Genomic DNA, 25,782 nt, shown 5'->3' with positions numbered 1-25,782 from the left:
CGAAACTTTGGATTTTTTTGCCGCAGCAGTGGTGGCTGACTGCGGTAATACTTAAACGCTTGACTTCTAAATGGGGGCCTTGCGGCTAATTTCAAGCCTTCTCGTCAATCGAAGGCGAAATTGGCGCAGGCGCCTTGCTGACCACAACCATGGCCGGACGCAGCAGGCGACCGTTGAGCTGGTAGCCCTTCTGGAACACCTTCAGAACGCTGTTCGGCTCTACGTCGGCGCTTTCTTGCATGGCCATCGCCTGATGCTGAACGGCGTTGAACGGTTCGCCGTGCGGATCGATCGCTTCCAGCTGATAACGCTTGAGGGTGTCATGGAACATTTTCAGCGTCAGCTCGATGCCTTCGCGCATCGGACGAATGCTTTCGTCGTCCGGGTTCGACAGCTCGAGGCCGCGCTCCAGGCTGTCGACGATCGGCAACAGGTCGCCGGCGAATTTTTCCAGGGCAAACTTGTGCGCCTTCTCGACGTCCTGCTCGGCACGGCGACGGACGTTCTGCAGATCGGCAGCAACACGCAGAGATTGATCCTGCGCGGCGGCCAATTGCTCTTCGAGCACTTGTACACGGGTCGCCAGGTCATCACCCGAACCTTCGGGCGCCTGATTGGCTTCTGGGTTTTGCGTATCTACTGTCTGTTCGTCAGCCATAGAATTCTCCTTTCAATTTCGTCCGCGAGCCTGACTCGCGCTTCTGCCCCGATATATGGGGCCGCAAAATCAGGCTTCAAGGGCCTTCAAACATTAACCCTACAAAAAAGTGTCGAATCTTCATTCCTCAATGCGCTAAGCAAATTTTCGGTTCAAGCAAATCGACCTAAGGGAGGGCATTGTCAGCGCGAAACAAAACACTGTATAAATAACCAGACCTTTAGCTTGGGAGCGGCCTTTATGCTGGTGCACCTGTCCGTACATAACTACGCCATCGTTGAACATCTCGATCTCGAACTTGATCGCGGGATGAGCGTGATCACGGGTGAAACCGGCGCCGGCAAGTCGATCATGCTCGACGCGCTGGGCCTGACCCTCGGCGATCGTGCCGACAGCGGCGTGGTGCGCCCCGGCGCCGACAAGGCCGACATCCTCGCGACCTTCGATCTGGCGGACATCCCTGAAGCCAGCGCATGGCTGGCCGAGCGTGACCTGGAGACCGACGGCCCGTGCATTCTGCGTCGGGTGATCACCTCGGAAGGTCGTTCACGCGGCTACATCAACGGCACACCCTGCCCGCTCGGCGACCTCAAGTCATTGGGCGAGTTGTTGATCGATATCCACAGCCAGCATGAACACCAGTCCCTGCTGAAAACCGATACTCACCGCCGCTTGCTGGACGAGTACGCCGGCGCTACCGACCTGGCCCGCCAGGTTCAGCTCGCCGCCCAGCGCTGGCGCCAGACTCGCCAGGAGCTGGAGCGCCTCTCCAATTCCGGCGACGAACAACGCGCCCGCCATCAATTGCTGAGCTATCAACTTGAAGAGCTGGAAAACCTCGGCCTCGGTGATAACGAGCTGGAGCAACTTGAGCAGGAACACAAAAACCTGACCAACGCCGAAACCTTGCTGGGCATTTGTCGGCAAGTGGTCGAACAATGCAGCGAAAGCGATTCCGGCAATGTATTGAATGCACTGACTGCCAGCCTCAATCGCCTGTCGAGCGTGAACAATTCCGTTGGCGCACTGGGCGAAGCGAGCAGTTTGCTCACCAGCGCACAGATTCAGGTCGAAGAAGCCGTTGGCGAACTGAATCGCTTCCTCGATAACTTCGATGCCGATCCGGCGCGCCTGCAATATCTGGAAGAACGTCTCGACGCTATTTATACCCTGGCGCGCAAACACCGGATCCAGCCGACCGAAGTGGGTGAGATGCAGCAGAAGTTGCTGGATGAAATCGAAACCCTCAACGCCAATGACGAATCCATTGAGCGCCTGGGTGAAGAATTGGCCTCCTACGCCCGCCACTACCAGGAGAAAGCCCGAGAACTGAGCGATTTGCGTCATCAGGCCGCCGGCAGTCTCGCCAGTGCTGTTGAGCAGGAAATTCAGCGACTGGGCATGCCGGGTGGTCGCTTCACCATCGAATTGAAGGCCAACAGCAGCGACGAGTTATTGCCCAACGGGCTGGAGCAGGTCGAATTGCTGGTCAGCGCCAACCCGGGCCAGCCGCTGAAGGCGCTGGCGAAAGTCGCTTCCGGCGGTGAGCTTTCACGGATCAGCCTGGCGATTCAGGTCATCACCGCACAGACATCCCGTGTTCCGACGCTGGTATTCGACGAAGTGGACGTCGGCATCGGTGGCCCGACCGCAGAAATTGTCGGCCAACTGTTGCGCCGTCTCGGCGATCGCGGCCAGGTACTGACTGTCACGCACTTGCCGCAAGTGGCCGCGCAAGGCCATCAGCATCTGTTCGTGCACAAGGTGCGCGGTGAAGAGGCGACGCACACTGCCGTTTCCAAACTGAGCAAGAATGACCGTATAGAAGAAGTGGCACGGATGCTCGGCGGCATCGATCTGACCAAGGAATCCCTCGCCCACGCGAAAAAAATGGTGGTCACTGCCAAGGTTTAGCAATGACAGAAAGCACGAAGGCGACCCTTGGGTCGCCTTCGTTCGTTTCGCGAATGTGAAATTCGCGCGACATGCTTACTTTTTCTTGCGCACGTACAGCACCAGATTGTGATCTACCAGATCAACACCGTGCTCCTCGGCAATTGCCTTCTGGAGCTTTTCGATTTCCGGGCTGACGAATTCGACGACTTCACCGGTTTCCACGTTGACCATATGGTCGTGGTGGCCACCGTCGGCCAATTCGAATACCGCATGGCCGCCGTCGAAGTTGTGACGGACCACGAGGCCAGCCGCTTCGAACTGGGTCAGAACACGGTAAACCGTGGCCAGACCGACGTCCTCACCAGCCTCCATCAACGCCTTGTAGACGTCCTCGGCACTCATGTGACGCTGCTCTGTAGAGTCGAGCATTTGCAGGATCTTGACCCGTGGCAGGGTCACTTTGAGGCCGGCTTTGCGTAGTTCGCTATTTTCAACCATGGTCAGCTTTCTCGCGATGCTGCTTCGCAGCTTCTCTTAATGCGGGTATGATCGGCGTTTACGTTGTCCCAGCCAAGATAGTGGAAGTCGCCCACCGATGCAAAACACCAAGCTCTTGCTAACCAGTTTCACCTTTGTGGGACTGCTCGCACTCGCCGGTTGTTCATTCCCCGGGGTTTACAAAATCGACATCCAGCAGGGCAATGTCGTCACGCAGGACATGATAGACCAGTTACGCCCGGGAATGACCCGGCCGCAAGTACGGTTTATCATGGGTAACCCTCTGCTTGTCGACACGTTCCATGCCGATCGCTGGGATTATCTGTACAGCCTGCAACCGGGTGGCGGTGAACGCCAACAGGAACGCATCAGCGTTATTTTCAACTCAAACGACCAGCTTGTCAGCCTGTCCGGTGACTTTATGCCGGGCGTAAGCCGTGACGAAGCCATTCTCGGCAAGGACAATGGCACGACCGTGACCGCTCCTGCTGAAAACGCCGAGAAGCCAAAACCGGAAAAACCGGTCAAGCCAGGTTCCTTGCTGGATCAGATCCAGAAGGACGTCGATGGTGTGGAAACCGTTCCGGTTCCAACACCAGAGCCGCTGGACACCTCGCCGCAATAATTTGCGACGCAATAAAAAACCCGGAAATTCCGGGTTTTTTATTGCCTGCGATTTGGCTTTTTACGCGTTTCGCGCTTTGGCCTCGGCAGCCTTGGCCGCTCGCAAGCGTCGAACCTCTTTCGGATCGGCAAGCAACGGGCGGTAAATCTCAATGCGCTCCCCTGCCTGAATGACTCGCGAGTCCGGGTCAGCAACCACTTTGCCAAAGATGCCTAGCGGGCACTCCGCCAGATTCAACTCGGGAACCTCGCTAGCGATACCCGACGCAAGCAACGCAGCCCGCACCGTCGCACCTTCGTTGACGCCGAATGAGCGCAATACCTGACGATCCACGGCCGCGTATACCACCTCTATCTCGATCACCGGCTCAACCATGCATCTGCTTGGCGCGCTGGCAGAACGCGTCCACCAGCGTATTGGCCGCCTGATTGAACAGCGGCCCCAGCGTCGCGCGCACCAGCGGTCCGGCGTAATCGAACGACAGATCCAGACTGATCTTGCAGGCCTTCTCGTTCAATACCTTGAACACCCACACACCGTGCAACTGATTGAACGGGCCTTCTTCCAGGTTCATTTCAATCGACTGCCCCGGCACCAGCGTATTACGCGTCACGAAATGCTGACTGAGCCCGCCCTTGGCTACGCCAACACTGGCGCGCATATGCTCCGGCGAGCTTTCCAGCACTTCCGCCGAGGAGCACCACGGCAGAAATTCCGGGTAGCGCGCCACGTCGTTGACCAGGTCATAGAGAAATTGCGCCGGGTACGGCAGCAACGCCGATCGTTGAATATGTGTCGTCATGTGAGCGTTACTTCCAGAGCTGAGCGGCAAACACTACAAGAATGCCGATGGGCGCCACGTAGCGCATCAAGAACAAAGACAGGGCGAATAGTAGCGGATTGCGGATCGACAACTCGTCGCGTACCGCTTCACGCCCCATCACCCATCCGGCAAACAGCACGAAACACAGGCCACCGAGCGGCAGCATGATCCGTGAGGTGAAGAAATCGATCACACCAAAGAAGTCCAGACCGCTCTGCGCACCCCATTGGTAGAGATGGAACATCCCGCCTTCGTTCACGAAAAATTTGGCTTCCTTCCAGATATTGAAGGAGAACACCGTGCCCAGACCGACGAACCAGCAAGTGAAGGCAAGCCAGAAAGTCACCCACGCGCGGCTGACTTTGGTGCGCTCAACCAGATAGGCAACCATCGGCTCCAGAAGGGAGATCGCCGAACTCCAGGCAGCGATCGCCACCAGCACAAAGAACACCACGCCCATCAACTGACCGAACGCCACGTTACCAAAGGCAAATGGCAGACTGACGAACATCAGCCCCGGCCCTTCGCTAGGGTTCAGGCCGCCGGCAAATACAATCGGGAACAAGGCCAGACCGGCGATCAGCGAAACAAAGGTATCGAGCAGTGCCACGCCGACAACGGTGCCCGACAACGATGAACTCTTCGGCATATAAGCACCGTAGATCATGATCGAACCAACACCGACGCTCAGCGAGAAGAACGCGTGCCCCATGGCCGGCAACAAGCCGTCGAGGACTTTTTCCGGGTGGAAGTCGAACATGAAATGCACGCCCTCCATGAAATGCCCGGTGGTCATGCTGTAACCCAGCAACACCAGAATCATCACGAACAGCAGCGGCATCATGATGCGCAGGCTGCGCTCAAGCCCGGCGACCACGCCCTTGGCGATGACGAAAGCCGACAGCAGCATGAAAATCGTATGCCAAAGTGTCAGACGCCATGGATTGGAGATGACATTGCCGAAATAGGCGCCGACCTGATCGGCTGTGGCGCCCTGGAAGTCGCCGCGGCCCATATCGACAATGTAGTCGAGCGACCAGCCGCCGACCACACTATAGAAAGACAGGATCAACAATGCCGTGATCATCCCGGCAAATGCGCCCCACGACCATTTGCCCGAGTGCCCGGCTTCCAGCGCCAGCACCTTCAAGGCGTTCGCTGGACTCTGGCGGGCGCGCCGGCCGATCAGGGTTTCAGCGAGCATGACCGGGATGCCGATCAGCGCGATGCACGCCAGAAACATCAGCACAAAGGCGCCGCCGCCGTAGACCCCGACCATGTAGGGGAACTTCCAGATACTACCCAGTCCCACGGCCGAACCGGTCGCGGCGAGTATGAATACCCAGCGGCTAGCCCAACTGCCGTGGACAGAAACCTTGTCTGTCGACATCGTTTATCACGCCCAAGCGTTAGAAAAAGAGGCCGCATTGTCCGGGATTCACTCAACCTGCTCAAGCACGCAGCAACACCGTAGCCGACGGCGGTTTATCTCCATATAATGCCGCCCCTATGGCTAAACAGAAGAAACACCCAACAGGGACCATCGCGCAGAACAAAAAGGCGCGACACGATTACTTCATCGAGCACAAGTTCGAGGCTGGTCTGGTCCTGGCCGGCTGGGAAGTAAAAAGTCTGCGGGCAAGCAAGCTACAGCTGGTCGACAGCTATGTCCTGCTCAAGGATGGCGAAGCATGGTTGCTCGGCAGCCACATCACGCCTCTGATGACCGCAAGCACCCACGTCATCGCTGACCCGGTGCGCACACGCAAATTGCTGCTCAACCGCCGCGAGCTGGAAAAGCTCGCCGCCGCCGTGCAGCAAAAGGGTTACGCCTGCGTCTGCCTGTCCTGGTACTGGAGCAAGCACATGGTCAAGTGCGAAATTGCTCTGGGCAAGGGCAAGAAGGAATACGACAAGCGTGATACCGAGCGCGAGCGCGATGCTGGTCGTGAACTGCAGCGTGCGGTGCGCAACAAGGGCAAGGAAGACTGACTTCTTCTGCCTTTAGAGCGTATTCGCGAGCAAGCTCGCTCCCACCTTGGAATGCATTTCAATGTGGGAGCGAGCCTGCTCGCGAAAGCTATTGCAGCATCAACACAAAAACAACTGATCACATCCCCTTGCGCCGCTCCGCCCGGGCCATGCGCTGAACCTCTTGCCGCACCTCTTCCAGCACTTCCTGCACATACAAGATATGTCGGCTGGAGACTTCTCGCGCCTGCTCCGCGCGACCTTCAATAATCGCCAGATACAATTCCCGATGCTGGGTAATCAGCATGTCGCGAGTTTCCGTGCGCTGCTTGTACATGCCGCCGATGTTGGTGACGACGTTACGCTTGAGCAGATCGAACAGCCCGCGAATGGTGTGCAACAGCACGGCGTTATGGCTGGCTTCGGCAATCGCCAGGTGGAATTTCGCATCCGCCGCGCCCTCCTCCGCCCGACTGACTTCATCGTGACGCGAATAGCAGTCCTGCAGCTCTTCAAATGCGGCGGTCAGCCGCTCACGATCGACATCGGTGGCGCGCAATGCGGCGTAATAGGCGCACGATGCCTCCAAAGTATGCCGAAACTCCAGTAGATCGCGCTGTGCTTCAGGATTGCTTTCGAGCAACTGCAGCAGCGGATCACTGAACGTCGAGCCGAGGCTTTCCACGACATAGTTGCCGCCGCCCTGACGACTGACCAGCAGACCTTTGGCCGCCAGTTTCTGAATCGCTTCGCGCAGCGACGGCCGTGATACGCCAAATTGTTCTGCCAGCGTGCGCTCCGCTGGCAGCCGCTCACCGGACTTCAGCGTGCCCTCGAGGATCATCCCCTCAAGTCGCTCGACAATATCGTCAGACAAACGGCGCTGCCGAATCTGATCAAACCCCATAACTCATTTCTCCACGATCCCGACCGCTCGCCGGGCTCTCTATTCTGGCCTATCGGCGCCTTGCCGACACCTACCAGACGCCACTTGCGCAAACCAGATCAGATGCGATCTGCACCGCTTGTTCGACAAAAGTTTTAGAGCGGCAAATTGACACACCGACACCAAGGCTTTTACCCTAGCCAACAGCGATTGTAAATTGGTCTTACCAATTATCCAAGAACGCTGACAGTGCCTGACCAACAACAATTAGGGGCCACCCCATATGCAAACCTGGCAACAGCTCTATAGCCCGCTCGGCAGTCTCGGCGTGTCCGCACTCGCGGCCGTCATCCCCATCGTGTTCTTTTTCCTCGCATTGGCGGTGTTCCGTCTCAAGGGCCACGTGGCCGGGAGCATCACCCTCGCCCTGTCGATTGCCGTAGCGATCTTCGCGTTCCAGATGCCGGTCGACATGGCCTTCGCCGCTGCCGGATATGGCTTCGCCTACGGTCTGTGGCCGATTGCCTGGATCATTGTCGCGGCGGTGTTCCTCTACAAACTGACGGTCAAAAGTGGTCAGTTCGAGGTCATTCGCAGCTCGGTGTTATCGATTACTGACGACCAGCGCCTGCAAGTGCTGCTGATCGGTTTCTGCTTCGGTGCGTTCCTGGAAGGTGCCGCCGGTTTCGGCGCGCCAGTGGCAATTACTGCCGCGTTGCTGGTCGGGCTGGGCTTCAACCCCCTGTACGCCGCTGGCTTGTGCCTGATCGCCAACACCGCACCGGTAGCGTTCGGTGCACTGGGGATCCCGATCATCGTCGCCGGCCAAGTCACCGGTATCGACGCGTTCAAGATCGGCGCCATGACCGGTCGCCAACTGCCGTTGCTGTCGCTGTTCGTGCCGTTCTGGCTGGTGTTCATGATGGACGGTCTGCGCGGCGTACGTGAAACCTGGCCGGCAGCGTTGGTTGCGGGCCTGAGCTTCGCCATCACCCAGTACTTCACCTCGAACTTCATTGGGCCAGAATTGCCGGACATCACCTCGGCGCTGGCCAGCCTGATATCGCTGACCCTGTTCCTGAAAATCTGGCAGCCAAAACGCACCGCAGGCGCGCAAATCGCCGGCGCCACGTCGAGCGCAGCGATCACCGCCAGCGTCGGCGGTTTCGGCCAGAAGCGCACCACCGTGGCGTCGCCTTACAGCCTCGGGGAAATTTTCAAAGCCTGGTCGCCGTTCCTGATTCTCACCGTGCTGGTGACCATCTGGACGCTGAAGCCTTTCAAAGCGATGTTCGCCGCTGGCGGTTCGATGTACAGCTGGGTATTCAACTTCGCGATTCCGCACCTTGATCAATTAGTGATCAAAACCGCACCCATCGTGGCCACCCCTACCGCCATTCCAGCGGTGTTCAAACTCGACCCGATTTCCGCGACCGGCACGGCGATTTTCTTCTCCGCGCTGATCTCGATGCTGGTCTTGAAGATCAACTTCAAAACTGGTCTGACCACTTTGAAAGAGACCTTCTACGAACTGCGCTGGCCAATCCTGTCGATCGGCATGGTGCTGGCGTTCGCGTTCGTCACCAACTACTCCGGCATGTCTTCAACGATGGCTCTGGTACTGGCAGCAACTGGCGCGGCATTCCCGTTCTTCTCGCCGTTCCTCGGCTGGCTCGGCGTGTTCCTCACCGGTTCGGATACTTCATCCAACGCCCTGTTCAGCTCGCTGCAGGCGACCACCGCTCACCAGATCGGCGTCAATGACACCCTGCTGGTGGCAGCGAACACCAGCGGCGGCGTGACCGGCAAAATGATCTCGCCACAATCGATCGCCGTGGCCTGCGCCGCGACCGGTCTGGTGGGCAAGGAATCGGATCTGTTCCGCTTCACCCTCAAGCACAGCCTATTCTTTGCAACGATTGTCGGTTTGATCACCCTGGCTCAGGCCTACTGGTTCACCGGCATGCTGGTGCACTAAACCTACAAGAAACACAGAAAAAACCGACGCCGGTTCGTGATGCCGGCGTCAGCAATTCACAACCCGGTCTGTAAGGCTGCTGAAAGCAACGCTCTTTATATTCAGCAGCCGCCACAGACGGATAACCGGGCCCACCCGGAGACACGCCTGATGAGCGAGCTTTTTTACAACGCTGTGCCAAACGCGACCCGCGTGGCACCGCCACTGCCCGAACCTCGGCAATACCCCAGCGAGAAACCGTCGCGGGTCTACCTGTTCGGCACGTGTGTGGTCGACCTGTTCTACCCCGAGGCCGGGATGGACGCGATCCACTTGCTGGAGCGCGAAGGGATCCGGGTCGAGTACCCGCAAGGGCAGAGCTGCTGCGGCCAACCGGCCTACACCTCGGGTTACACCGAGCAGGCGCGGACGGTAGCGCGCTCGCAACTGGCGCTGTTTGCCGGGGATTATCCGGTGGTGGTGCCGTCGGGTTCCTGCGCCGGCATGCTGCGTGAGCATTACGCCGACTTGTTCAAGGACGAGCCGGAGACGTTAAAACAGGTTCAGGCCCTCGCGGCCCGCACCTATGAACTGGCCGAGTTTCTGCTGTTTGTCTGCAAGGTGCAGCTCAAGGACAGCGGCGCTCCGGTCAAAGTAGCGCTGCACACTTCGTGTTCGGCACGGCGCGAAATGAACACCCACCTGCACGGCCGCGAGTTGTTGGCGCAGTTGAGCAACGTGGAACGGGTCAACCATGACCACGAAAGCGAATGCTGTGGCTTCGGTGGGACATTCAGCGTCCGTATGCCAGACATTTCCGGCGCGATGGTGGCTGACAAGACCCAAGCGCTGAAGGATTCCGGCGCGCACAAGGTGTTGAGCGCCGACTGTGGCTGTTTGATGAACATCAACGGCGCATTGGAGAAACAAAAAGAAGCGCTGCGCGGGCAACATCTCGCGAGCTTCTTGTGGCAACGAACCGGAGGTGCGCAATGAGCACTTCCGCGATTATTCCTACGGTCGCCGTAGAAGAAGATTTCCGTACCCGGGCACACAATGCCTTGGGCGATCAGCAGCTACGGAACAACTTCCGCACTGCCATGGACTCACTGATGGTCAAGCGGGCAGCCGCTTTCAGTGATGCCCACGAAAGAGAACATTTGCGCGCACTGGGCAATTCGATCAAGGCCCGCGCGCTGTCCAAGTTGCCCGACCTCCTCGAGCAACTGGAACAGAACCTGACCCGCAACGGTGTGACAGTGCACTGGGCGGAAACGGTGGACGAGGCCAATGGCATCGTCTTATCGATCATCCGCGCTCACGAGGCGCGGCAAGTGATCAAGGGCAAATCGATGGTCAGCGAAGAGATGGAGATGAACCATTTCCTCGAGGCTCGGGACATTGAATGTCTGGAGTCCGATATGGGGGAATACATCGTCCAGCTCGACCACGAGAAGCCTTCACACATCATTATGCCGGCGATCCACAAGAATGCCGGTCAGGTCGCGTCCTTGTTCCACGACAAACTTGGCGTGGAATACACCAAGGACGTTGACCAACTCATTCAGATCGGTCGCAGGGTCCTGCGGCAGAAATTCTTTGAAGCGGACATCGGCGTCTCCGGTGTCAACTTCGCCGTCGCCGAAACCGGCACCCTGCTGCTGGTGGAAAACGAAGGCAACGGCCGCATGACCACCACCGTGCCACCGGTGCACATCGCCGTCACCGGCATCGAAAAAGTCGTGGAAAATCTACGCGACGTGGTGCCGTTGCTGTCACTGCTGACGCGCTCGGCGCTGGGTATTCCGATCACCACTTACGTCAACATGATCTCCGGCCCGCGCAAGGAACACGAACTCGACGGCCCGCAGGAAGTGCACCTGGTGCTGCTCGACAACGGTCGCAGCCAAGCCTTCGCCGACAGTGAACTGCGTCAGACCTTGAACTGCATCCGCTGCGGCGCCTGCATGAATCATTGCCCGGTCTACACCCGCGTCGGTGGCCACACCTATGGCGAGGTGTACCCGGGACCGATCGGCAAAATCATCACCCCGCACATGGTCGGTCTGGCCAAAGTCCCCGATCACCCGAGCGCTTCGTCGCTGTGCGGTGCCTGCGGCGAAGTCTGCCCGGTAAAAATTCCGATCCCGGCGATCCTGCGACGCCTGCGCGAAGAGAACGTCAAAGCCCCGGACAGCCCGAATCAAGTGATGCGCGGTCAGGGCAGCAAGTATTCGCGCAAGGAACGTTTCATCTGGAACGCCTGGGCCAGGCTCAACAGCTCTCCGACCTTGTATCGATTGTTCGGCTTCTTCGCCACGCGCCTGCGTGCCCTGACCCCGAACAATGTCGGCCCATGGACACAAAACCACAGCGCGCCGAAACCCGCTGCCCGCTCACTGCACGACATGGCCCGTGAGCATCTGGCCAAACAGGGAGACCGCTGATGAGCGCCAAGCACAATATCCTCGCCAAGCTGCGGAAAAGTCTGACTGGCGCCACGCCGATTGCCGACAACTTCGATGTCGATCTGGTGACGCAGCCTTACACCTACAGCGCCGAACAACGCATCCCGCAACTGCGCAAATTGATGGAAGCGGTGCACACCGAAATCCACCTGACCTCGGGCGAAGAATGGCCGGCATTGCTCGCACAATTGTTGCGCGACCGCCAGTTGCCGAGTCTGTTGATCGCACCGACGACAGCGCACGGGCAGAAAATCACACAGCATTGGGCGAACAATCCTGATCTGCCAACACTGAAATCCTACGACCGGCCGATGGAAGAGTGGAAAGCCGAACTGTTCAACGACACCCCGGCCAGCCTCACCGGCACCCTCGGTGCAATCGCCGCCACCGGCAGCTTGATCCTCTGGCCAACCCGCGAAGAACCGCGGTTGATGAGCCTGGTACCGCCGGTACATTTCGCCCTGCTCAAGGCCAGCGAAATCCGTGACAACTTCTATCAGGTGCAAGAGGAATTCGTGTGGGCCCAGGGCATGCCGACCAATGCGTTGCTGGTGTCCGGCCCGTCGAAAACAGCGGACATCGAGCAAGTGCTGGCTTACGGCGCCCACGGCCCGAAAGACCTCGTGGTGCTGATCCTGGAGGACCAATGACGCTTCCGGTGAATTTCCTGCGTGATGCGCAACAACTGATTCCAGCCGAGCGCCGTTTTGATGACCCGTTATCGACTCTGGCCTTTGGTACGGATGCCAGTTTTTATCGGCTGATCCCGCAACTAGTGATCCGCGTCGAGTCCGAAGATGAAGTGGTGGCGCTGCTGAAACTGGCTCAGCGCGACCATGTCCCGGTGACCTTCCGCGCTGCTGGCACCAGCCTCTCCGGTCAGGCGATCAGCGATTCCGTTTTGATCGTGCTTGGGGATAACTGGAACGCTCGCGAGATTCGCGGCCAGGGCATGCAAATCCGTCTGCAACCGGGGGTGATCGGCGCACAGGCCAACGCGTGGCTGGCACCGTTCGGGCGCAAGATTGGCCCGGATCCAGCGTCGATCAACGCCTGCAAAATCGGCGGCATCGTCGCTAACAACGCCAGCGGCATGTGCTGCGGCACCGCGCAAAACACCTACCACACGCTGGCCGGGATTCGCCTGGTGCTGGCCGATGGCACGCGCCTGGATACCGAAGACGCTACAAGTGTCGCGGCATTCCGCGTAAGCCACGGCGATCTGCTCGAACGCTTGGCGACATTGGGCCGCGAGACCCGCGCCAACGCCGAACTGGCTGCACGAATCCGCCACAAATATCGTCTGAAAAATACCACCGGCCTGTCGCTGAATGCCTTGGTGGATTTCGATGAGCCTGTGGATATCTTGAGCCACTTGCTGGTCGGCTCCGAAGGCACCCTCGGCTTTATCAGCGCGGTGACTTACGACACGGTGATCGATCACCCAAACAAGGCTTCGGCGCTGATCGTGTTTCCGGATGTGGAAACCTGCTGCAACGCGGTTACGGAGCTGAAAAGCCAACCGGTGTCTGCAGTCGAACTGCTGGATCGGCGCAGCCTGCGCTCGGTGCAAGACAAACCGGGCATGCCCGCTTTCGTACAACAGCTGTCGAACAATGCCTGCGCATTGCTGATCGAATCCCGCGCCGCATCGTCCACTTTGCTGCAGGAACAGCTGGCGCAGATCATGGCGTCGCTCAGCGGCTTCCCAGTGGAGAAGCAGGTCGACTTTACCGAAGACCCTGCCGAGAACGCCAAGCTCTGGGCGATCCGCAAGGACACCTTCCCCGCCGTCGGCGCCGTACGCAAAACCGGCACCACGGTGATCATCGAAGACGTGACCTTCCCGGTCGAACAACTGGCGATCGGCGTCAATCGCCTGATCGAGTTGTTTGACAAACACTCCTACGACGAAGCGATCCTTTTCGGACACGCGCTGGAAGGCAATCTGCATTTCGTCTTCACCCAAGGCTTCAACAACCCGGAAGAAGTCGCACGCTATCAAGCGTTCATGGACGACGTCGCGCAACTGGTCGCCGTGGAGTTTGGCGGTTCGTTGAAGGCTGAACACGGCACCGGCCGCAACATGGCGCCGTTCGTGGAACTGGAATGGGGCAGCGACGCCTATCAACTGATGTGGCAGCTCAAACGTCTGCTCGACCCGAACGGCATTCTCAATCCCGACGTGGTGCTCAGCGAAGACCCGCAGATCCACCTCAAGCACCTGAAGCCGCTGCCAGCAGCCGACGAGATTGTCGACAAGTGCATCGAATGCGGTTTCTGCGAACCGATCTGCCCGTCGAAAGGACTGACCCTGAGTCCGCGCCAGCGCATTGTCATCTGGCGCGATATTCAGGCGAAAAAACGTGCAGGTGTCGACACCACCGAACTGGAAAAAGCCTACGAGTACCAAGGCATCGAAACCTGCGCCGCCACTGGTCTGTGCGCGCAACGTTGCCCTGTAGGCATCAATACCGGTGAGCTGGTGAAAAAGCTGCGTGGCCGACACGCCACGCATCAGAAAACCGCTGACTGGATCGAAGGAAATTTCGCCAAGACCCTGCAAGGCGCACGCTTCACCCTGCATGTGGCCAACGGCGCACGAATGATGCTCGGCGCGCCGCGTCTGGCGAAACTTTCGGCAACCATTACGCGCCTGTCAAAAGGTCAGGTGCCGTTGTGGACGAATGCGATGCCGCAACCGGAGAAAGCCATTCGCTTCAGCCCGAGCGTGTCGGACCAACGCCCACGCGTTGTCTATCTGGCAGCGTGCGTATCGCGAGTCATGGGCCCGGCAGCGGGCGATAAAGAGCAGATGTCGCTCTACGACAAAACCCGTGGCCTGCTGGAAAAGGCCGGTTACCAAGTGGTGTTTCCGGATAACCAGGACAACCTCTGCTGCGGCCAGCCCTTTGCCTCCAAAGGCTACGCCGAGCAGGCCGAGCACAAACGTCAGGAATTGATCAGCGCACTGCTGCACGCCAGTCGCGGCGGGCTTGATCCGATCTACTGCGACACCAGTCCGTGCACCTTACGGCTGGTGCAGGAAGTAGAAGAAACCCGTCTGGATCTGTACGACCCGGTGCGCTTCATCCGTACGCATCTTCTCGATCGACTGGATTTCACCCCGCAAGACGCACCGATTGCCGTGCACGTAACCTGCAGCACTCAGCACTTGGGCGAAAGCCAGGCGCTGATAGATCTGGCGCGCAAGTGCAGCAAAACCGTGGTGATCCCGGAAGGTATTCATTGCTGCGGATTTGCCGGCGACAAGGGCTTCACCACGCCGGAGCTGAACAGCCATTCGCTGCGCACCTTGAAGGACGCGGTGCAGCATTGCAGCGAGGGGATTTCCACCAGCCGCACCTGCGAGATCGGCCTGACGCAGCACGGCGGCATCGACTATCACGGCCTGGTTTATCTGGTCGATCGAGTCACTCAGGCGAAGCCCAACTGAAGAAAATCAGAACCCTTGCGCAAGACCGCAGTCCACAGAACAGGCCCTGAATACTCGGGGCCGTTCCTTCTTTCGGTGACCGGCGCTCAAGGTCAGCGAAGTCTGGATCCCTCAGCGCAAGGAGATACACATGAAACGTTCTGTATTGCTTGGTCTGTTCGTGACTGCCTCGATGATGGCCTCCACTTCGTTTGCCGCTGATAAGCCCACCAGCCTCTGCGAAGCCAATCTGCAGACGATCAACAACGCAAAATCGCAATATCAGACGTCGCCTGATCTGAACGCGCGCGTCTCCGCCAGTGTGCAAAAGGCCAAGGATCTCAAGTCCCAAGGCAAGATCGACGATTGCCTGGCAGAAACCCAGCGCACCATTCTGGAAATCCAGAACGCCTCGGGCGACACCAAGCAGTGAACTCGGCGAGATGGCGTTTTCATACTAAATGTAAAAAAAACCGAATTCCTGCGTAGCGTGGCGGTCGATTGAACAGGCACTACACTAACGTGGCCTGTCATGACCTCGGCATCGCCGCCAGACCGTCCGGCAGCACCGAGCCCCCATCGTTCAAGGAGATACCCATGAAGCATTCTGCAATTGCTGGATTGTTCATCGCTGGTGCACTTCTGGCGTCGCCGGTGTTTGCGGCGGATAAAGACCTGTGTGCCGGGAATCTTCAAACCATTAAAGACTTCATTACCAGCCAGCCTTCCATTCCGGAGACGTCGCTGAACAACGTCAAGACCGCGCAGGAAGATGCCATGAAGGCGCAAGCTGCCGGGGATGACAAGAAATGCGTTGAGATCAGCAACGGCATGATCACGAAAATGCAGATCCGCAATCCAACGCGTAACTGACACACCCGGAAGCCAACCTTCGGGTTGGCCTTCCACCACCGTTTGACGTACACTGCGCAGACTTGTTGCTCAAACAGATGTACTGAGCAATGAGTTCGGGGCCGTTTAGGATTCGACGCCGGTTGCGAAACTTTAGGTGCATGCCGACTTGGTAACAGAAGTCGTAAATCCACTGTTGCAACTACTTATAGTTGCCAATGACGACCAATACGGTGTTGCTCTCGCTGCTTAATTGCAGCTGACAATGCTCCTGGTACCTTCGGGTCCAGCAATCATCAGGGGATGTCTGTAAACCCAAAATGATTGTCATATAGAACAGAATCGCCGTGCAGTACGTTGTGGACGAAGCGGCTAAAACTTACACAACTCGCCCAAAGCACCCTGCCCTTCGGGTCGCTGAGGGTTAACTTAATAGAAACGGCTACGCATGTAGTACCGACAGCGGAGTACTGGCGGACGGGGGTTCAAATCCCCCCGGCTCCACCAACTCTCAATGACAAAGCCCGCCAAGTGCGGGCTTTGTTGCATCTGGGCATCTACCACGCTGCGCACTAAAGACCGCAGCCTGCAATCGATCAGGCTCGATACCCCGGCAATGCTTTACCCCCCCCCCAAAAAAAAAGGACGGCCTAATGTCGTCCTTTTCCATACCCGCACTCATAAACAATCAACGAGCAACACTAACCAAATCCGGACGACTAGACTTAAGCATCGCCTCATTAACCTTCCCTTGAATCGAGCAAGTAAACATCCCCTTACTCCCAGCACTCAGCTCTTCCGGAGCCGGTTCAATCAAGAACACCCGCTCGGCACTGTCGACCACCAGCTTACCGGCAGTGGCGGCAGGATCTTCCGGCTGCCAGCTGGATTTGCCATGGGACCAGATTTCCGCGCGAGCGTAGAGTCCCTGCGACATGTCCAGGCGTGGGCCGCCCGCTTTTTCCAGTTGAGTGTGAAGTTCGTTCGGCGTCTGCTTGGCGTAGAAGCCCCAACTGATGATGCGCGTGCCCATCAGGTCCATGTCTTCGGCGTAAAAACCGGTCAACGACATGCCATCGATCTCGACTGGCTTGGCAAACATCCAGCGCTGGCCCATGTCGCTCTTGGTGCCGCCGGACAATTTGATCTGGCCATTTTCGACAGAGTTCGGCACCAGATCCTTGATCAAAGGTGATTGCACAACGGCCAGTGAGTGATCGTCACAAGCGGCAAACGACGCCACCGGTGAGGGTGCAGCGGCAACGCTGAAAGCAGAAAACAGGGTCACAAGGGGCAGCAGGAAAAAGGGTTTCATGGAATGACTCGAATGAAAGACTGAAGACAAAAAATGATATCACAGTGATATCAATCACCAGACTTCAGACATTCAATCAATGCTCATGCCGATGATGCACATCCGGAAAATGCGCATGTCTATGCCGCATCGGCGTATGCACATGCGAATGACTGTGCGGCTCCGTTCCATCCCATTCAAACCCGTGCACATGCTGGTGATGCTCGTCGTGGGTATGGCGATGATCATGCTCGAGCCGTTCGTGCTGATGCTCATGACTATGGTTCTCCATAAGATGAATCCACACCCCCACGGCCATTAACGCTGCGGCGAGCAGGAACATCAGCGATACCGACTCGCCCAGCAGCAGAATCGAGATCGCTGCGCCCAGAAACGGCGCGGTGGAAAAGTATGCGCCGGTGCGTGCACTGCCTAGCCCGCGCAGGGCGAGGACGAACATCACCAGGCTGACGCCGTAGCCGAGAAATCCGACCAGCAGGATGGGCACCAGCGTGGTGGCCGCAGGCATTTGCGTGCCGATGAGCAAGGCCAGGCCGCAGTTGACCAGACCGGCGACCAGGCCTTTGCTGCCGGCGATGAACAGTGCGTCCGAGGCAGAGACTTTGCGCGTGAGGTTATTGTCGATGGCCCAGCAAAAGCAGGCGAAGGCGACGGCCAGCGGGCCTGTCCAGTCCTGCGCCGACACGGTCTCTTGCGGCCACGACAGTACGACACCGCCGGCCACGATGGCGAGCATGCCGATCACGATTCGCCGATCGGCATTTTCCTTGAACACTACCCACGCCAGCAGTGCCGTGAGCACTGATTCCAGGTTGAGCATCAGTGACGCGCTCGCACCGGACGTTCTGGTCAAACCGAACATCAATGCCACTGGCGCCAGCACGCCGCCAAAGCCGATGGCTCCGACCAGCCACGGCCATTCGCCGGCTCCGAGTCCGGAACGCTGCCAGCCTCGATCGCGGGCAAAACGCAGGACGGTCAAACCCAGACCGCTGCCCAGATAGAGCAATCCGGCCAATAGAATCGGTGAAATCTGTACGCCCAACAGCTTGGCGAGTGGTGTACTGGCGCCAAACAATGCTGCCGCAACCAAAGCGTAGAGAACGCTCACATTCATGACGGGATCACTCGCTCGGGCTGATGGAATACCGGTAATGATCATGGCAAAACTCAGGTGAGAATTATGTGAACAGATGATTCGTGTCAGAAACATCACCTCAAGCACGTGCTCAAATCCAGCAACATTTAATCCGCGTAATCACTGGGTGCCTGCTCGACGCAGCCTCTATGCTGCGTACATCGAGATGCAATGGAGTTGAAGATGAAAACCTGGATTGCCGCCGTGCTGGCCGCACTGATTTCTCTGCAAGTCCTCGCAGCAGACACTGGCGCTGTGCGCGTCGAACCGATCGATTTCACAACCAGCGCCGACAGTGTTCAGCGCAAACAGTCGATCAAGGGCGACCAGACGGCGGAGTACAGATTCAACGCCAAGGCCGGCCAGTTGCTCACCGTCGATTTCAAACCGTCCAACACCTCCGCTTACTTCAACATCACCGCCAAGGGCGCGGATTACGCGCTGTTCAACGGTTCGATCATGGGCAATCATTTCCTCGGAACACTGCCGGCCGATGGCGAGTACACGGTTCAGGTCTATCTCATGCGCAATGCCGCACGGCGCAACGAAGTGGCCAACTACGAGCTGTCTCTGAGACGGGTCAATGGCGACGCCACCAGCGGGAAACAGCCATTCGAGCAGACGCTGGAATTGCAGGGCATTGCCTTTCACGTCAGCACCGAGCAGGTCGATGGCAAACCGACGCTGCGCATCACCCCCAAAGGTCTGGAGATCGATAACGCGGTCATCAGCCGGGCGCTCACCGGTGAGGTCGTGCGTGCCGAGGTTGCTGACCTCAATAACGACGGCTCCCCCGAACTCTACGTGTTTACCCGCTCGCCCGGACGCGGCATGCCGGGCGAGCTGATCGCCTATTCCGCCAACAACAAGAAATCCCTGAGCGAAATCTACCTGCCGCCGGTCAGCGACAATCCGAAAATCGCCGAGGGTTATCAGGGCGAGGATTCGTTTGCAGTGGTGGAAAACGCGCTGGTGCAGCGCTTCCCGGTGTATGACAGCACTGATGCAGGCGCAGGCCGCACGGGGAAGATGCGCCAGGTTCAATACACGTTGATGGCGGGCGAGGCCGGGTGGGTTCTGCGCGAAGATAAGGTGGCGGAGTATTGAGTTGACGTCACCGGGCTCACGCCAGCGGATAAACCCCAAAAGCGCTTCTACACTCACAGCGCCCCCTCCGCCACACCGAGCCCCCATGACCTCTCTCAAAGACCGCATGCAACAAGGCAAGGACGCCCGCAAGCAGTGCTCGCGCAGCGCTCAGGCGGCCACCGGCAAGATGAACCGTGACCCGATTCCGTTGATCAAGGCCTCCAGCCAGGGCCGCGTCGCGTCGCTGGTCGAACTGCGTTACGGGCGCATGCTGGTGTCGCCGTTCACGTTCTTTCGCGGCAATGCCTTGTTGCAGGCGCACGATCTGGCGGGCACGGCGAACATGGGCCTGAACTTGCCCATCTGTGGTGACTGCCACCTGATGAATTTCGGCGGTTTCGCCACGCCTGAGCGCAATCTGCTGTTCAGCGTCAACGATTTCGACGAAGCACATCCCGGGCCGTGGGAGTGGGATCTGAAGCGTCTCGCGGCAAGTTTCGTGGTGGCCGCCCGTGACTTGCGCCACGGCGAATCGGTCGAGGAACAGGTGTGCCGTGAAATGGTCGGCGCCTATCAGACCACGCTGCTGGAATGCGCCGAGCAAAGCGTGCTGGAAAACTGGTACGAGTCGATCAGCTACAACGACCTGCTGGCGCAGGCACGCAAAAGTACCCTTGAACATGTAGAGCGCGCCATCGAGAAGGCCGAACGGCGCACACACGCCGAGCTGCTGCCGAAAATCAGCGAGCGCGATGCCCACGGGCGTCTGATCATTCGCGATGACCTGCCGGAAATTTTTCACCTGCACAAAAACACCACGCTGCTGGATGCCGAGGATGACTGGCTGCGGCTCGCGGACTGGCGGCCGCTCTTCGACACTTTCATGCGCGAGTATCGCAGCACGTTGCAACCCGACCGCCGCGAGTTGTTGTCGCGGTTTCACGTGCAGGATCTGGCGTTCAAAGTGGTGGGCGTCGGCAGTGTCGGCACGCGTTGTCTGGTGGCGCTGCTGACCGACGATCAGGAGTTCCCGCTGTTCCTGCAATTCAAGGAAGCCCGGCGTTCGGTGCTCGCCGACTACGTCAAAAGCAAAGCGCGGGTACGTCATGAAGGGCAGCGCGTGGTCGAGGGGCAGCGCCTGATGCAGGCGGCCAGCGACCTGTTTCTGGGCTGGACGACCGGCCCCAGCGGTCGGCAATTCTACGTGCGGCAATTACGCGACATGAAGATCTCCGCCGAACTGGAAAACTTCGACGCTGAAACCTTTGCCGCTTATGGTCGCGTTTGCGGCCGCGCCCTCGCCCGGGCACATGCCAAGGCCTCCGGCCTCGCTGCGCAGATCAGTGGCTACATCGGCAAAGGCGATGCGCTGGCGGATGCGCTGTTGAAGTACGCGCAACATTACACCGCGCAAAACGAACGTGACTTCGAACGCTTCCAGACGGCGTGTCGCAAGGGGCAGTTGCGCGCGCGGTCAGAGGCTGACTTTGCTGCTGATCACCTGCCTTGAAATGACGTCCGTGATCACCGTGATTGCCATTGGTTTTGCCGCCACGCCCTCCTTCCCACATCGAACGTCCTAGGAAAATTCCCGCAACACGCGTCGACTTTGATGAACTGGTGCACAGTTCCTCAGGGCGTTACGCTCCACGACCACTGCCATCCAGCGGACGGTTTGGCAGCCGCAATTGCAGTGAATGTTCACTCCACGGAGCTACGTCATGAAGAAAATCCCCCGCCTTTCGCTGGTTGGCCCGGCACCGTCCGATGCGCCAGCGTCCAGCACCCAACCGCAATCGAATACCAGCGCACGCAGCGAAGCGCACAAGCGGCGCCGTAGCATCCCGCTCAATCAGCTCATCAGGGTGCGCGACGATGTCGACACCCTGACCCTGCTCACCCACGCCAGTGAGATCCTCGATTCCCTCGCGGCCATCAGCGCAACCTTTGCCGATGAGTTCGACGGCTCGAAACGTCATGTGGCGGTGGCCATGAAGCAATTGAGCGCACTGGCCGAGATCCTGATTTGTCGGGCACGGGACAATCTGGATCCGCAGAAACCGCTGAACACTACCGGGCCTGAAACCCGCCATTGACGGGCGAAACCCCGGCGCTCGGTTGCGCATCGGACTGCATTGGCGCCGCCCATCGAGATGAATTTTTCTTCACTGCAGCTGCGCGGCCAACCCTTGTACAGTCCGCTCGCTCATTCAAGAAACTACGGTTCGCCCGCGCTCCTGCGGGCTTTTTTTTGCCTGAAACAAAGCCCCTGCGTCGCAACGACTTGCCGTAACCCGGCGGATTGCGCGACTCTGCCGGAAGATCCCCCATTCCGGAGCGCCCGATGCCGCTGTTGACCCTGCCCTGCCAACGCCTGACGCTCGCGATACTTGCACCGGAGCAGGCCGAGCTTGAAAGCGAGTTCTACCGACGCAACCTGCGCCACCTGGCGCCATGGTCGCCGATCCGCACCACTGAATATTTTTCCACCGAGCAAATTCGCCGGCGCCTTGACGTGCAGGCCAGCGCATTCGAGGCCGGGCTGGCCATGCACTTCGCCTTGCTGACCCCGGACGGCCAGCAGATGATCGGCGCCTGCAACTTCAGCGGCATCATTCGTGGTGCCTTTCAGGCGTGTTATCTGGGTTATCACATCGACGAGGCCCAACAGGGTCAAGGTTTGATGCAGGAAGCGCTGGAGGCTGGCATCGCTTACATGTTCGATACCCAGAACCTGCACCGGATCATGGCCAACTACATTCCCGGCAACGAACGCAGTGCGCGCTTGCTGGAGCGCCTGGGCTTCGAACGTGAGGGTTACGCCAAGGCGTATCTGAACATTGCCGGGCGCTGGCAGGATCACGTGCTGACGGCGCGGGTCAATTCAAGGTTCGAGACACCGGAAAAGCGCTGGTCGAAACCTTTGGCGTGAGTTTCACAATTTGTTAAGGATTGCCGACGTATGCTCAGGCCTCCCGCCCCTTTCGGTTGCCTGAACCCTATGTCGCGTGCCGTCACTTCGCTGTTTCTGCTTGCCGCCCTGCTGTTTTTCTTCGCGCTGGGCAACCATCAATTGCAAGGTTCCACCGAGGCCCGCGTCGCCGGCATCGCTATGGAGATGCACCTGGACGACGACTGGGTGACACCTCGTTTGTTCGGCGAACCGTTTCTGGAAAAACCACCGCTGAGCCTGTGGCTGGATGCTGGCGCCATGCGTGTGTTCGGTGTTTCACCGTGGGCCGTGCGGCTGGCGTCGGCCGTTGCCGGGTTGCTCAGCGTGATGCTGCTGTACGGCATGTTGCGGCGTTTCGAGCGGCCGAAAATGATTGCCTGGACCGCAGGCATTCTGCTCGCGACCATGGCCAGTTATTGGAGCAATGTGCGCGGCGTCGGCGAGGATGCATTACTCGCCCTCGGCGTGACCACCGCACTGCTGGCCTTTTATCAGGCGCAGCGGGCCTCGACTCTGGGCAACTCGCTGCTGTTTGTCGTCGGGATCGCCATCGCCACGTTGAGCAAAGGTGTACTGGGGCTGGCGATGCCGGGAGTGGTGATTTTTGCCTATCTGCTGGCCGACAACCTGATGGACAAGCGCCTGAAACTCGCGGACTGGCTGCGACCGGGTTTCCTGACCCTGCTCGGTTTGATTCCGCTGCTGATCTGGCTCGTCATCCTCTTCCAGCACGGCGGCGCACAAGCCGTCAAAGAAGTGCTGCTGACCAACAGCGTCGGACGCTTCAGCGGTTCGTTCGTCGAGGCCGGGCACTACGAACCGTTCTACTACTACCTCGCCAAACTGCCGGAAGCCTTTCTGCCGTGGAACATTCTGGTGTACCTGGGGCTCTGGCATTTCCGCAAACACCAGAAGGCCAACCGTTACCTGCTGTTTTTCAGCCTGTGGATCGTGGCGCAGTTCATCATGCTGACGTTGGCGTCGAGCAAACGCACGGTGTACCTGATGTCGATGACACCGGCGGCCGCGGTGATCGCAGCGGAGTATGCGGGCGTGCTGTTCGAGCGCTTGAAGCAGTACGAATCCGGCAATGGATTCGTAGGCCGAATCGCCAGGCAGCGTCAGACACTGGCAGTCGGCGTGCTCACACTGGTGATCGGCAGTTACCTCGCCGCCGCGCAGTGGGCGCTGCCTCATGCCGACAAAAAGCTTTCGTTCCTGCCGTTGAGTGCAGAGATTCAGACGCTGCAAACCGCCGGGCATCAAGTCGCACTGTTTCAGGCCAACGAGCGGCTCGGTGGCGCCACGGTCTTCTATACCCAGCAAGTGCTCAAAGGGCTGGATACCGAAGCGCAGTTGCAAGATTTCCTCACGGCCTCGCCCTCGCATGTCGTGGTGATGGCTGGTGACAGTGAGCCCGCGCCGCCACTGAAAGTGCTCAAAGCCATGATGGTCGGGAGCCAGGCGTATTACTTCGTCGGCTATTGAGACCTGCGCAGCCGCATAAAAAAACCCGCCGGTGATTGGCGGGTTTTTCATTTCATCCGAACGGGTTCAGAGAGAAACCTCTGGCTGAGCACTGAAAGCTTTCTGCTCACGCTTGCTCAGCACCGGCACATCCAGCCGTGCCCGCCCGTAGAACGCCAGCGCCGTCAGCAAACACGCCAGCCAGACGAAGATTCCGGCCCAGAAGGTGTGGGACATGTAGTGCCAGCCTTGCAGGACGCGAGTAGTGCCATAAACGAACCCCAGCAACAGTGAGCCCCACAAGATGGCACTGGAAAAACGCCATTGATAACGTCTTGCCACGAAATACAGCGCCAGCATGGTGAAGCCGCCCGACGCATGGCCACCCGGCCAGCAACGGCCACTGCCGGCTTCATGGAACAGTTGAAAGTTGCTGTACCACTCGATGTGGGCCATTTTCCCGCCGTACAGCGTGGTCTCGATCGGGCAGTAAACGCTGGTGTGGGATTTGAGGAAGTGAATCACCCCGGTGCAAACGGCAAATGCGACCACCACAAACAGAAAATCCCTACGGTGATCAGCGGCAAATCGCAGCACTGGCGCGACTTTGCTGCGCTCCAGCATCGCACCAAGGCGCGGACGTTTCTGCGGATTGACCAACGGCCAGACCACCGATAGCAGCGCGCCGATCAGGGCGATTTCCGCCGTCCAGTTGGGAATGATCCGCGCCCACTTGTGCGTGAGCTTTTCAAAGAAGTGGATTTTGTCGAGCGGGAAGCTCTGGGTCAGCGGATCGAACAGCAGGTTGCTGAAGGCGATGTCGATTTTGGTCATGTCGAACATCAGGAACACCAGCGCCGCACAAGCGAGCGGAATACCAAAGTTGTATGCGTAGAAGCGGGATTTCATCGGGTATTCACCGTGCGCCAGTCGGAGGCTTCAATAAAGCCGAGCATCTTGGGAGCCGCCGGGCTGGCAGCGGAAACAAACAATGACGAGCCGTAACCCATGTCCGAGGCCGAAACTTTGAGGTCTTTCTCGATTTGCGCCATGCATTCGCTGTGGGTCACCAGAATCAGATTGCGCCCCGGGATCTTGTGGGCCAGGGCATCCTGCAACATGCGCCCTCGGCAGTTGATCAACCAGTCGTCGCCGCTGGCGGCATGATTGAACATGTAGCCGGCCGTCTGCACCGTGCGCATAGACGGGCTGTTGTAGATGTCGGCGTTGTTCAGGCCCAGTTGTTCGAACCGGGCACCAACCGCCACCGCGACACTGCGCGAGCGATCGGTGATGCCGTCATTGCCACTCAGGCAGGCAGCTTTGGAGTGATCGCAGCGCTCGACATGACGCACCAGCACGATCATCTCGCCCTTGGCCCAACCTGTTGCCAGCGCTTGCGCACCGGCGACATTGCCGTGGGCCAGGTCCGGCACCGCCGCCGGCGCCAGCAACCACAGGGTCAGTGGGATCACCAATACCGATGCCGCCAACACCACCCAAGTGTTGCGAAAACGCGCCAAAAAGCTCAAATCGATCGAGCGTTTGACGCCGAACAGACTCAGTCTCAATTCCACAAAAACCGCCTCGCCACTGTGCATCTCGGGTTTATTCGATGCGGCGAAGGTACAGAGGCGCGCGTGGGCAACCAGTGAAACCCATGTGAAAAAAGTCTTGGGATCCGTTGTTACAAACTCCGTAGGACAAAATCCTTTCAGCTCTGGGAAATGCGGCCGATACAAACCTGCTA

General features: G+C 58.7%; 25 protein-coding genes and 1 other RNA gene. 16 read left to right on the top strand and 10 right to left on the bottom strand.

Annotated elements, in window-relative coordinates; translation table 11 throughout:
• Positions 1-91: 91 nt before the first annotated feature.
• Positions 92-658: a nucleotide exchange factor GrpE gene (gene grpE / locus HU754_RS05250; protein WP_007915219.1), complete on the bottom strand. Its 567-nt coding sequence runs from the start codon at positions 656-658 to the stop codon at positions 92-94.
• A gap of 240 nt (positions 659-898) precedes the next feature.
• Here grpE and recN point away from each other — a divergent pair, with 240 nt between their 5' ends.
• Positions 899-2,572: a DNA repair protein RecN gene (recN, locus tag HU754_RS05245; RefSeq protein ID WP_007915217.1), complete on the top strand. Its 1,674-nt coding sequence runs from the start codon at positions 899-901 to the stop codon at positions 2,570-2,572.
• A 75-nt stretch (positions 2,573-2,647) separates the two neighbouring features.
• On the opposite strand, the gene fur is transcribed toward recN, so the two are convergent.
• Complete coding sequence (gene fur, locus HU754_RS05240; protein ID WP_003221515.1) at positions 2,648-3,052, bottom strand: ferric iron uptake transcriptional regulator; 405 nt, start codon at positions 3,050-3,052, stop codon at positions 2,648-2,650.
• 97 nt (positions 3,053-3,149) lie between these two features.
• On the opposite strand from fur, the gene HU754_RS05235 reads away from it, so the two are divergent.
• Entirely contained in the window at positions 3,150-3,677 is a 528-nt protein-coding gene (locus tag HU754_RS05235; protein ID WP_093435741.1) for an outer membrane protein assembly factor BamE, read from the top strand.
• Between the two features lie 60 nt (positions 3,678-3,737).
• Here the strand turns inward: HU754_RS05235 and HU754_RS05230 are convergent, their stop codons facing one another.
• From HU754_RS05230 to HU754_RS05220, 3 genes are read right to left on the bottom strand one after another with little or no spacing between them, the layout of a single operon-like run.
• Positions 3,738-4,052: an RnfH family protein gene (locus tag HU754_RS05230; RefSeq protein ID WP_186623057.1), complete on the bottom strand. Its 315-nt coding sequence runs from the start codon at positions 4,050-4,052 to the stop codon at positions 3,738-3,740.
• Positions 4,045-4,479: a type II toxin-antitoxin system RatA family toxin gene (locus HU754_RS05225; protein ID WP_016986510.1), complete on the bottom strand. Its 435-nt coding sequence runs from the start codon at positions 4,477-4,479 to the stop codon at positions 4,045-4,047. Before HU754_RS05225 ends, HU754_RS05230 begins: the two co-directional genes overlap by 8 nt.
• Before the next feature lie 7 nt (positions 4,480-4,486).
• Positions 4,487-5,890 carry a sodium-dependent transporter gene (locus tag HU754_RS05220; protein WP_093435729.1) on the bottom strand — a complete coding sequence of 468 codons (1,404 nt, stop codon included), beginning with the start codon at positions 5,888-5,890 and terminating at the stop codon, positions 4,487-4,489.
• A 119-nt stretch (positions 5,891-6,009) separates the two neighbouring features.
• Between HU754_RS05220 and smpB the strand changes: the two genes are divergently transcribed.
• Positions 6,010-6,492: an SsrA-binding protein SmpB gene (gene smpB, locus HU754_RS05215; RefSeq protein WP_007915208.1), complete on the top strand. Its 483-nt coding sequence runs from the start codon at positions 6,010-6,012 to the stop codon at positions 6,490-6,492.
• Positions 6,493-6,610: 118 nt separating this feature from the next.
• Here the strand turns inward: smpB and HU754_RS05210 are convergent, their stop codons facing one another.
• Positions 6,611-7,378, bottom strand: coding sequence for an FCD domain-containing protein (locus HU754_RS05210; RefSeq protein WP_007915207.1), 768 nt, complete (start codon positions 7,376-7,378; stop codon positions 6,611-6,613).
• Positions 7,379-7,640: 262 nt separating this feature from the next.
• Between HU754_RS05210 and HU754_RS05205 the strand changes: the two genes are divergently transcribed.
• The 8 genes from HU754_RS05205 (at position 7,641) to ssrA (ending at position 16,577) form a co-directional block, all read left to right on the top strand.
• Positions 7,641-9,335 (top strand): lactate permease LctP family transporter, encoded by a 1,695-nt coding sequence (locus HU754_RS05205; RefSeq protein WP_116256446.1) that lies wholly within the window; start codon positions 7,641-7,643, stop codon positions 9,333-9,335.
• A gap of 150 nt (positions 9,336-9,485) precedes the next feature.
• Positions 9,486-10,310: a (Fe-S)-binding protein gene (locus HU754_RS05200; RefSeq protein WP_186623055.1), complete on the top strand. Its 825-nt coding sequence runs from the start codon at positions 9,486-9,488 to the stop codon at positions 10,308-10,310.
• Positions 10,307-11,761 carry a LutB/LldF family L-lactate oxidation iron-sulfur protein gene (locus HU754_RS05195; protein ID WP_099757965.1) on the top strand — a complete coding sequence of 485 codons (1,455 nt, stop codon included), beginning with the start codon at positions 10,307-10,309 and terminating at the stop codon, positions 11,759-11,761. Before HU754_RS05200 ends, HU754_RS05195 begins: the two co-directional genes overlap by 4 nt.
• Positions 11,761-12,432 (top strand): LutC/YkgG family protein, encoded by a 672-nt coding sequence (locus HU754_RS05190; RefSeq protein WP_186623053.1) that lies wholly within the window; start codon positions 11,761-11,763, stop codon positions 12,430-12,432. Before HU754_RS05195 ends, HU754_RS05190 begins: the two co-directional genes overlap by 1 nt.
• Entirely contained in the window at positions 12,429-15,239 is a 2,811-nt protein-coding gene (locus tag HU754_RS05185; RefSeq protein ID WP_186623051.1) for an FAD-binding and (Fe-S)-binding domain-containing protein, read from the top strand. The genes HU754_RS05190 and HU754_RS05185 overlap by 4 nt, the downstream gene beginning before the upstream one ends.
• A gap of 130 nt (positions 15,240-15,369) precedes the next feature.
• Complete coding sequence (locus HU754_RS05180) at positions 15,370-15,651, top strand: PA2433 domain-containing protein (RefSeq protein WP_186623049.1); 282 nt, start codon at positions 15,370-15,372, stop codon at positions 15,649-15,651.
• A 164-nt stretch (positions 15,652-15,815) separates the two neighbouring features.
• Complete coding sequence (locus tag HU754_RS05175; protein ID WP_016986519.1) at positions 15,816-16,091, top strand: PA2433 domain-containing protein; 276 nt, start codon at positions 15,816-15,818, stop codon at positions 16,089-16,091.
• A 97-nt stretch (positions 16,092-16,188) separates the two neighbouring features.
• Positions 16,189-16,577, top strand: a transfer-messenger RNA (tmRNA) gene (gene ssrA, locus HU754_RS05170).
• Positions 16,578-16,758: 181 nt separating this feature from the next.
• Here ssrA and HU754_RS05165 read toward each other — a convergent pair.
• Together HU754_RS05165 and HU754_RS05160 are read right to left on the bottom strand one after the other, a co-directional pair.
• Positions 16,759-17,385 (bottom strand): hypothetical protein, encoded by a 627-nt coding sequence (locus tag HU754_RS05165; RefSeq protein ID WP_186623047.1) that lies wholly within the window; start codon positions 17,383-17,385, stop codon positions 16,759-16,761.
• Between the two features lie 76 nt (positions 17,386-17,461).
• Complete coding sequence (locus HU754_RS05160) at positions 17,462-18,502, bottom strand: EamA family transporter (protein WP_186623045.1); 1,041 nt, start codon at positions 18,500-18,502, stop codon at positions 17,462-17,464.
• Positions 18,503-18,706: 204 nt separating this feature from the next.
• Here HU754_RS05160 and HU754_RS05155 point away from each other — a divergent pair, with 204 nt between their 5' ends.
• The 5 genes from HU754_RS05155 (at position 18,707) to HU754_RS05135 (ending at position 24,053) form a co-directional block, all read left to right on the top strand.
• Positions 18,707-19,630, top strand: coding sequence for a PliI family lysozyme inhibitor of I-type lysozyme (locus HU754_RS05155; RefSeq protein WP_186623043.1), 924 nt, complete (start codon positions 18,707-18,709; stop codon positions 19,628-19,630).
• A gap of 85 nt (positions 19,631-19,715) precedes the next feature.
• Positions 19,716-21,122: a DUF2252 domain-containing protein gene (locus HU754_RS05150; RefSeq protein WP_099757952.1), complete on the top strand. Its 1,407-nt coding sequence runs from the start codon at positions 19,716-19,718 to the stop codon at positions 21,120-21,122.
• 211 nt (positions 21,123-21,333) lie between these two features.
• A complete protein-coding gene (locus HU754_RS05145; protein WP_099757951.1) occupies positions 21,334-21,708 on the top strand; it encodes a DUF6124 family protein in 375 nt (124 codons plus the stop codon).
• Between the two features lie 248 nt (positions 21,709-21,956).
• Positions 21,957-22,544: a ribosomal protein S5-alanine N-acetyltransferase gene (rimJ, locus tag HU754_RS05140; RefSeq protein ID WP_099757950.1), complete on the top strand. Its 588-nt coding sequence runs from the start codon at positions 21,957-21,959 to the stop codon at positions 22,542-22,544.
• A 30-nt stretch (positions 22,545-22,574) separates the two neighbouring features.
• Positions 22,575-24,053 (top strand): ArnT family glycosyltransferase, encoded by a 1,479-nt coding sequence (locus HU754_RS05135; protein ID WP_437182477.1) that lies wholly within the window; start codon positions 22,575-22,577, stop codon positions 24,051-24,053.
• Positions 24,054-24,119: 66 nt separating this feature from the next.
• Here HU754_RS05135 and HU754_RS05130 read toward each other — a convergent pair whose 3' ends face one another.
• Both HU754_RS05130 and pmrG read right to left on the bottom strand, forming a co-directional pair.
• Entirely contained in the window at positions 24,120-24,941 is an 822-nt protein-coding gene (locus tag HU754_RS05130) for a phosphatase PAP2 family protein (RefSeq protein ID WP_186623041.1), read from the bottom strand.
• The gene (gene pmrG / locus HU754_RS05125; protein WP_175559634.1) at positions 24,938-25,609 is read right to left on the bottom strand and encodes a lipopolysaccharide core heptose(II)-phosphate phosphatase PmrG; all 672 of its coding nucleotides are present in this window, start codon (positions 25,607-25,609) and stop codon (positions 24,938-24,940) included. Before pmrG ends, HU754_RS05130 begins: the two co-directional genes overlap by 4 nt.
• Positions 25,610-25,782: the final 173 nt, after the last annotated feature.

Source organism: Pseudomonas zeae (genome assembly GCF_014268485.2).
Classification (GTDB): Bacteria; Pseudomonadota; Gammaproteobacteria; order Pseudomonadales; family Pseudomonadaceae; genus Aquipseudomonas; species Aquipseudomonas neuropathica.
Note: the sequence above shows the minus strand (reverse complement) of the source record. Positions and strands in the feature narration are given on the sequence as shown.

What these genes read in the sequence shown, in the direction of transcription:
- recN (WP_007915217.1), top strand. Translation starts at nt 899, where the DNA reads ATGCTGGTGCACCTGTCCGTACATAACTACGCCATCGTTGAACATCTC.
- HU754_RS05135 (WP_437182477.1), top strand. Translation starts at nt 22,575, where the DNA reads ATGCTCAGGCCTCCCGCCCCTTTCGGTTGCCTGAACCCTATGTCGCGT.
- rimJ (WP_099757950.1), top strand. Translation starts at nt 21,957, where the DNA reads ATGCCGCTGTTGACCCTGCCCTGCCAACGCCTGACGCTCGCGATACTT.
- grpE (WP_007915219.1), bottom strand. Translation starts at nt 658, where the DNA reads ATGGCTGACGAACAGACAGTAGATACGCAAAACCCAGAAGCCAATCAG.
- fur (WP_003221515.1), bottom strand. Translation starts at nt 3,052, where the DNA reads ATGGTTGAAAATAGCGAACTACGCAAAGCCGGCCTCAAAGTGACCCTG.
- HU754_RS05150 (WP_099757952.1), top strand. Translation starts at nt 19,716, where the DNA reads ATGACCTCTCTCAAAGACCGCATGCAACAAGGCAAGGACGCCCGCAAG.
- HU754_RS05235 (WP_093435741.1), top strand. Translation starts at nt 3,150, where the DNA reads ATGCAAAACACCAAGCTCTTGCTAACCAGTTTCACCTTTGTGGGACTG.
- HU754_RS05205 (WP_116256446.1), top strand. Translation starts at nt 7,641, where the DNA reads ATGCAAACCTGGCAACAGCTCTATAGCCCGCTCGGCAGTCTCGGCGTG.
- HU754_RS05180 (WP_186623049.1), top strand. Translation starts at nt 15,370, where the DNA reads ATGAAACGTTCTGTATTGCTTGGTCTGTTCGTGACTGCCTCGATGATG.
- HU754_RS05155 (WP_186623043.1), top strand. Translation starts at nt 18,707, where the DNA reads ATGAAAACCTGGATTGCCGCCGTGCTGGCCGCACTGATTTCTCTGCAA.
- HU754_RS05185 (WP_186623051.1), top strand. Translation starts at nt 12,429, where the DNA reads ATGACGCTTCCGGTGAATTTCCTGCGTGATGCGCAACAACTGATTCCA.
- HU754_RS05160 (WP_186623045.1), bottom strand. Translation starts at nt 18,502, where the DNA reads ATGAATGTGAGCGTTCTCTACGCTTTGGTTGCGGCAGCATTGTTTGGC.
- HU754_RS05210 (WP_007915207.1), bottom strand. Translation starts at nt 7,378, where the DNA reads ATGGGGTTTGATCAGATTCGGCAGCGCCGTTTGTCTGACGATATTGTC.
- HU754_RS05130 (WP_186623041.1), bottom strand. Translation starts at nt 24,941, where the DNA reads ATGAAATCCCGCTTCTACGCATACAACTTTGGTATTCCGCTCGCTTGT.
- HU754_RS05190 (WP_186623053.1), top strand. Translation starts at nt 11,761, where the DNA reads ATGAGCGCCAAGCACAATATCCTCGCCAAGCTGCGGAAAAGTCTGACT.
- HU754_RS05230 (WP_186623057.1), bottom strand. Translation starts at nt 4,052, where the DNA reads ATGGTTGAGCCGGTGATCGAGATAGAGGTGGTATACGCGGCCGTGGAT.
- HU754_RS05220 (WP_093435729.1), bottom strand. Translation starts at nt 5,890, where the DNA reads ATGTCGACAGACAAGGTTTCTGTCCACGGCAGTTGGGCTAGCCGCTGG.
- HU754_RS05145 (WP_099757951.1), top strand. Translation starts at nt 21,334, where the DNA reads ATGAAGAAAATCCCCCGCCTTTCGCTGGTTGGCCCGGCACCGTCCGAT.
- smpB (WP_007915208.1), top strand. Translation starts at nt 6,010, where the DNA reads ATGGCTAAACAGAAGAAACACCCAACAGGGACCATCGCGCAGAACAAA.
- HU754_RS05200 (WP_186623055.1), top strand. Translation starts at nt 9,486, where the DNA reads ATGAGCGAGCTTTTTTACAACGCTGTGCCAAACGCGACCCGCGTGGCA.
- HU754_RS05225 (WP_016986510.1), bottom strand. Translation starts at nt 4,479, where the DNA reads ATGACGACACATATTCAACGATCGGCGTTGCTGCCGTACCCGGCGCAA.
- HU754_RS05175 (WP_016986519.1), top strand. Translation starts at nt 15,816, where the DNA reads ATGAAGCATTCTGCAATTGCTGGATTGTTCATCGCTGGTGCACTTCTG.
- HU754_RS05165 (WP_186623047.1), bottom strand. Translation starts at nt 17,385, where the DNA reads ATGAAACCCTTTTTCCTGCTGCCCCTTGTGACCCTGTTTTCTGCTTTC.
- HU754_RS05195 (WP_099757965.1), top strand. Translation starts at nt 10,307, where the DNA reads ATGAGCACTTCCGCGATTATTCCTACGGTCGCCGTAGAAGAAGATTTC.